Origin of the sequence: Prevotella brunnea (assembly GCF_008016795.1) — a bacterium.
In the GTDB taxonomy this organism is placed as follows: Bacteria; Bacteroidota; Bacteroidia; order Bacteroidales; family Bacteroidaceae; genus Prevotella; species Prevotella brunnea.
On the sequence record NZ_SDIK01000110.1, the window covers coordinates 1 to 5,549 of the forward strand.

6 protein-coding genes are annotated in these 5,549 nt (G+C 47.4%); 1 reads left to right on the forward strand and 5 read right to left on the reverse strand.

Annotated elements, in window-relative coordinates; genetic code table 11:
* Window positions 1–337: 337 nt before the first annotated feature.
* The 5 genes from ETF27_RS11085 to thiD form a co-directional block, all read right to left on the reverse strand.
* Window positions 338–940 carry a thiamine phosphate synthase gene (locus ETF27_RS11085; protein ID WP_147785838.1) on the reverse strand — a complete coding sequence of 201 codons (603 nt, stop codon included), beginning with the start codon at window positions 938–940 and terminating at the stop codon, window positions 338–340.
* Window positions 941–1,073: 133 nt separating this feature from the next.
* Window positions 1,074–1,847 carry a sulfide-dependent adenosine diphosphate thiazole synthase gene (locus ETF27_RS11090; protein ID WP_147785839.1) on the reverse strand — a complete coding sequence of 258 codons (774 nt, stop codon included), beginning with the start codon at window positions 1,845–1,847 and terminating at the stop codon, window positions 1,074–1,076.
* Window positions 1,848–1,872: 25 nt separating this feature from the next.
* Complete coding sequence (gene thiC, locus ETF27_RS11095; RefSeq protein WP_147785840.1) at window positions 1,873–3,444, reverse strand: phosphomethylpyrimidine synthase ThiC; 1,572 nt, start codon at window positions 3,442–3,444, stop codon at window positions 1,873–1,875.
* Window positions 3,445–3,486: 42 nt separating this feature from the next.
* On the reverse strand, window positions 3,487–4,116 hold the full coding sequence (locus tag ETF27_RS11100; protein WP_147785841.1) for a thiamine phosphate synthase: 630 nt from the start codon (window positions 4,114–4,116) through the stop codon (window positions 3,487–3,489).
* Window positions 4,113–4,928: a bifunctional hydroxymethylpyrimidine kinase/phosphomethylpyrimidine kinase gene (gene thiD, locus ETF27_RS11105; RefSeq protein WP_130830680.1), complete on the reverse strand. Its 816-nt coding sequence runs from the start codon at window positions 4,926–4,928 to the stop codon at window positions 4,113–4,115. Before thiD ends, ETF27_RS11100 begins: the two co-directional genes overlap by 4 nt.
* A 439-nt stretch (window positions 4,929–5,367) precedes the next feature.
* Here thiD and ETF27_RS11385 point away from each other — a divergent pair.
* Window positions 5,368–5,549, forward strand: a 182-nt coding sequence (locus tag ETF27_RS11385; RefSeq protein WP_205012823.1) for a hypothetical protein, incomplete at its 3' end; no start/stop codon positions are given.

Consider the following 5,549-nt stretch of genomic DNA (forward strand, 5'->3'; position numbering starts at 1 on the left):
AATGAGAACATCCATGCCATCAGAGAAGTCCGTCATCTTCCACCAGGCGTCCGTGGCGATGGAGGAAACAAAGACGACATATGAAAGGAGAATATATCAATTCAAGAACTGGAAAGAAAAGAATAAAATAACAGTGGAAGTACAGAGAAAGGAAAGATGAATTACACACTTTTAAGGACACTACCAAACTCTTCCAAAAAAGTACTATCGTTTTATCGAAAAAGTACCATCGTTTTTAAAAGAAGCTAATATCATTGTATAAAAAAGGCTGCAACTTATATTGAAAAAAGTAGTATCGTTCCTGTCAGTAGTTCTGTCTTCGGGGAGAATTGCCAATCTATTCGGAAGGGGTGGCTCGCGTGTTTACACAATCAAGGATATAGCTTTTGAAGTCGTCGGCATGAATGCGTTGCCAAACATCGCCCAAAAAGACAGCTCCGCCAAAATGAAGCGTTCGAAGGGTGGGCAGTTTCTCTTTTTTGATACCACCGAGCGCGAACACTTTAGAATCAATGACAGCATCTGCGGCGGCTTGTGCCAAGGTTTCCTGACGAAAGGCAGAACGATAGCCCTTTTTGGAAATACTGTCGAAAACAGGACTGAGGAAGAGATAATCGCAATGAGGCTTCCTCTCTTTTATTTCTTGTAAGGAATGACAAGAGCAAGATAGCGTACCATGGAAGAATGATGGCATAACAGGATTGCGACGATTGAGATGAATGCCTTGCAAAGTATAGCGTGCGGTAAGATTGAAATGATCGTGAAGGACAAGTTGGCTATGATAAGCAGTCGAAATAGAGGAAAGTAAGGCATCCGTTGCTTCCACCGATGATTGTGGTTTGCGGATATGCACGGAGGCAACGCCCCAATCTAATAATCTCTGTATGATGTCTGCTTCCTCCGAGAGAAAAGTGGGAGGAGTAATAACGATAATCTTCATTCCACCAAACAACTAACTCTATTAATATATTTAAGGAGAAAAGAGGAGAGGCAGATTGTCTCCCGTCCCTTTGCAATCGTTACATCGATGATAGTCGGGCACGAAGTCAATCCACCTCCTCACTTTATAAGAATTATTTTCCAATTCGTTGCATTATCAATTCTGCAACTTTCTTTCCCGAGAGCAACATACCACCAAAAATAGGTCCCATACGGGGCGTGCCTCCGACAGCGGAGGAAGCCATCCCACAGACAAACAAACCGGGATAGATTTCCTTTGTTCCTTCCACCACGCAGCGTTCGCCCTCGCTGACGTCCAGCGACCGTTCACCTATCACGTCGCCCGTGGCAGTGTTCAACTTGATGCCGTTCTTTCGAGCCACTACCTTGCATATTTCGCTGTCGTGTCCGGTTCCATCGATGACGCATTTAGCCATGATGTTCAAGGGATCGACATGCAGTCCCTCGCGCAACACAGGTGTCCAGTTCACCACCACGCCGCTGACGACATTGTTCTTGAACACGACATCCTCCACGGAATAGCAATTAAAGATAGTAGCTCCGGCATGCACTGCATGGTAGAGCAGTGCCGAAGTACTCTCAATGGAATCAGCGGTATAGAGTCCGTCATCGTAATTATTGTAGTTGATGCCGAACTCCTTGATGATGTCGAGTGCCTCGTCTTGAATGACAAGCTGATTGAACATCATCGCACCACCCCACATTCCCCCGCCGGGAGACAACTTGCGATCGAAAAGAGCCACTTTCAGCCCTTTCTTGGCCAAATAATAAGCTGCTACTATGCCTGAAGGACCGCCACCTACTATGGCAACGTCGAGTTCCAGACACTTCTCCATTTTCTCGAAATAGGTATGAATGATACCTCTTGATATTTGTTTCTCTATCATAATATAGGTTGTTATAAAGAAATACTTAATCGTTACATTCGTCCAACTCCCTGCTTATCTTCATGGCGCAGAAGTTTGGACCGCACATCGTGCAATATTTTCCTCCTACCTTATTGGACGATTTCCAATATGCCAACGCCTTTTCCGGATCGAGAGAGAGGTTGAACTGGTCTTTCCACCTGAATTCATAGCGTGCTTTGCTCAGCGCGTTGTCCCGAATCCTTGCCCCCGGATGACCTTTCGCCAAATCGGCGGCATGAGCGGCTATCTTGTAGGCAATCACTCCTTCGCGAACATCCTCCTTGTTGGGTAAGGCAAGATGTTCTTTTGGCGTAACATAGCACAGCATTGCCGTTCCATACCAGCCTATCATGGCAGCACCGATGGCACTCGTGATATGGTCGTAGGCAGGAGCAATGTCGGTAACTATCGGTCCTAACGTATAGAAAGGCGCGCCATGACATTTTTCCACCTGTCGTTCCATGTTCTCACGTATCTTATTCATGGGCACGTGTCCCGGACCTTCTATGAATGCCTGCACGTTCTTTTTCCAAGCGCGCTCCACGAGTTCGCCCATGGTGTCAAGTTCGGCAAATTGTGCCGCATCGTTAGCGTCATGGGTACTTCCCGGACGCAAACCATCTCCCAACGACAGAGCGGCATCATATTGGGCGCAGATATCGCATATCTCATCGAAATGACTGTACAGGAAGTTTTCCCGCTGATGTATCTTGCACCATTTTGAGATGATGCTTCCGCCACGACTCACAATGCCGGTGAGTCTGCCATCCGCCAAACAGATGTTCTTCAACCGGATGCCACAGTGTATCGTGAAATAATCCACACCCTGTTCGCATTGTTCCACCAACGTGTCTCGAAACACTTCCCAGTTCAAGTCTTCCACCTTTCCGTTCACCTTCTCGAAGGCCTGATACATCGGCACTGTTCCCACCGGAACCGGACAATTGCGCAATATCCACTCACGAGTCTCATGTATATTCTCGCCCGTTGATAAATCCATTAAGGTATCGCCACCCCATTTACAGCTCCACACGGCTTTCTCCACTTCCTCTTCTATTCCGGAGTTGTTATGCGAATTGCCTATGTTCGTGTTAATCTTCACAAGGAAATTCGTACCGATTATCATCGGTTCGCTCTCCGGATGCTTGATGTTGGCAGGGATAACGGCGCGACCGGCTGCTACTTCCTCGCGAACGAACTCCGGTGTGATGCGACTCTCCACACCCAATTCCCTACAATTCATATTCTCGCGAATGGCAACATATTCCATTTCTTCCGTTATCACGCCTAACTTCGCATAGTACATCTGCGTGCCCTTACGCTTCGCAATCCAAGAGTTCCGCAACTTGGGCAAACCCTTGCGCAAATCAATATCAATGGTGGGGTCGCTGTAAGCCCCGCTGGTGTCATACACCATGATAGGGGCGTTCGCACGTTCCTTCCGTTCTCCGTTCACCTTCATAACGGTAGGGGTAAGGTTGATTTTCCTCATACCCACGCGCAGCTCCGGATGGATTTCCCCCTTCATGTAAATCTTCTCCGAAGAGGGATAGGTTATCTTTATTTTGTTTTCCATAATCTTGATGTTTATAATGAAAGTTTCAGCGTTGTCTATACCTTATATATTAATAGTCGCCTCAACGAACCGTTGCATTTCCACCTTGGGGTTGTCGGCGTGGAGTATCGCCCCACTGACTGCTATTCCGCTCACCCCCGTCTTGGCAATCGCAGGAATGTCCTCGCACAATATCCCACCAATGGCTACAACGGGAACTGACAGACGTTCTTCTTTCATCGTCCGCATCAACCTCGAATAGCCTTCCAATCCCAATAAAGGCGCGAGATTTTTCTTGGTAGAGGTGTACCGGAACGGCCCACAACCGATATAGTTTGCGCCCATTTCGCAGAGTTTACGTATGTCTTCCATGGTGTTGGCAGTTCCACCTATGAGCAACGAGTCATCGTTGAGCTGTCTTCGTGCTTCGTCTATTGCCATGTCTTGTTTTCCCAAGTGCACCCCATCGGCTCGCAACGCCTTCACCAAGTGTACACGGTCGTCGAGAATGAACGTTGCGCCATAAGCCGCACACAATGTCTTCACTTTTCTTCCCACTTGAAGGAAATCATCATCGGAAACGTATTTCATCCGCAGTTGCACCCATTCGCACCCCCCTTTCAAAGCCAATTCCACTCCTTCGGCATAATCGTATCGATGGGTGCGATGGGTAATAAATTGCAAGTTCATCATCGTCTGATAAGTTTTTCGGGTTGGAAAAAGTGGTTCACGGGTCCGAATCCCCTGCCCATCTCCATGTCTGCTCCGGCAGAAAGGGCTTCTCCGACATAGGCTTTTGCCCTCCCCACTGCATCGTTGAGTTGCTTTCCCCGAGCCAAATATGCTGCTATGGCAGACGATAGCGTGCATCCTGTTCCATGAGTGTTGCGGGTGGCAATGGTCTTGCCCTCGAAAAGTTCTCGACTTCCATTCTGAAGATAGAGCCGGTCGGTCTTCTTTTCTCCCTCAAGGTGTCCTCCTTTCACGAGCAGAGCCTTACAACCCATCGTCATAATCAGTTCGGCGGCACGGTCGATGTCGGCTTCCGTCTCTATGGAAACGCCCGAGAGCACTTCTGTTTCGTGAATGTTGGGAGTCAGCAGCTCGGCAAGGGGCAACAGTTTCTCGCGAAATGTTGCCACTGCCGTCCTCTCCATCAGTCTGCTACCGGAGGTGGACACCATGACGGGGTCGATTACGATGTGTTCCACGTCGTATTCTCTCATCGTGTCGGCAATCACGCGAATCGTTTCCACGTCGTTCACCATCCCTATCTTTATCGCGTCGGGGAGCATATCGCTCATCACGGCTCGCAACTGAGCTTCCACCATCTCCGGCGATACGCTTCTGACGGCGAATACTCCCATCGTGTTCTGTGCCGTAATTGCAGTGATGACCGAGGTGGCGTAACAACCCAACGCCGACATGGTTTTTAGATCTGCCTGGATGCCGGCGCCACCACAGCTATCGGAACCGGCAATCGTCAAAGTAGTGATATATTTCATCGTTTCTCGTTATCTTTTCCTAATAGCATCAATAAGCAACAATCTGTATTCGCCACGCAAGTGGCAAGCCTTATCATCAGGAACAAAATATCGGGATGCACAAAATCTGGTAAATGATAAACGCAAATTCTTATATTCGCACTTCCTACGGCAGCATTACCTGCATCAGGTTATACGGGTATAATCTCAGCTCACTCAACAGAGTGGCACCCCTCCTTCGGCTCATCCGAAAGTTTATCTGTCTGCAAATTTACATAAAAATCGCGATATATAAGCCAATGGGAATAAAAAAATGGGAAATAAATTCCCAAATCGCCATCGCCTTTTCTTTTGACGGTAAAAGTGTTAAGACCCAATAATGTCCTAAATATTCTTCATTCATCCCCCAAAAGCTTAGCTTTCACTTTCCAAAAGCTTACCTTTTGCAGTGCAAAAGGTCATGAATTGGGGTGCAAAAGCTAAGCTTTTAAATCGCAATTATTATCATCCTGATTATCAACAGATTACAAAATTATTACTGTCCGCTAAACATAGAAATCCTCATTCCAACTCATTGAGACACAATAGTTCGGATGACAGCATGTTAGTGACAAGCCCCCTTATTCATTTTCTGTTACCTCG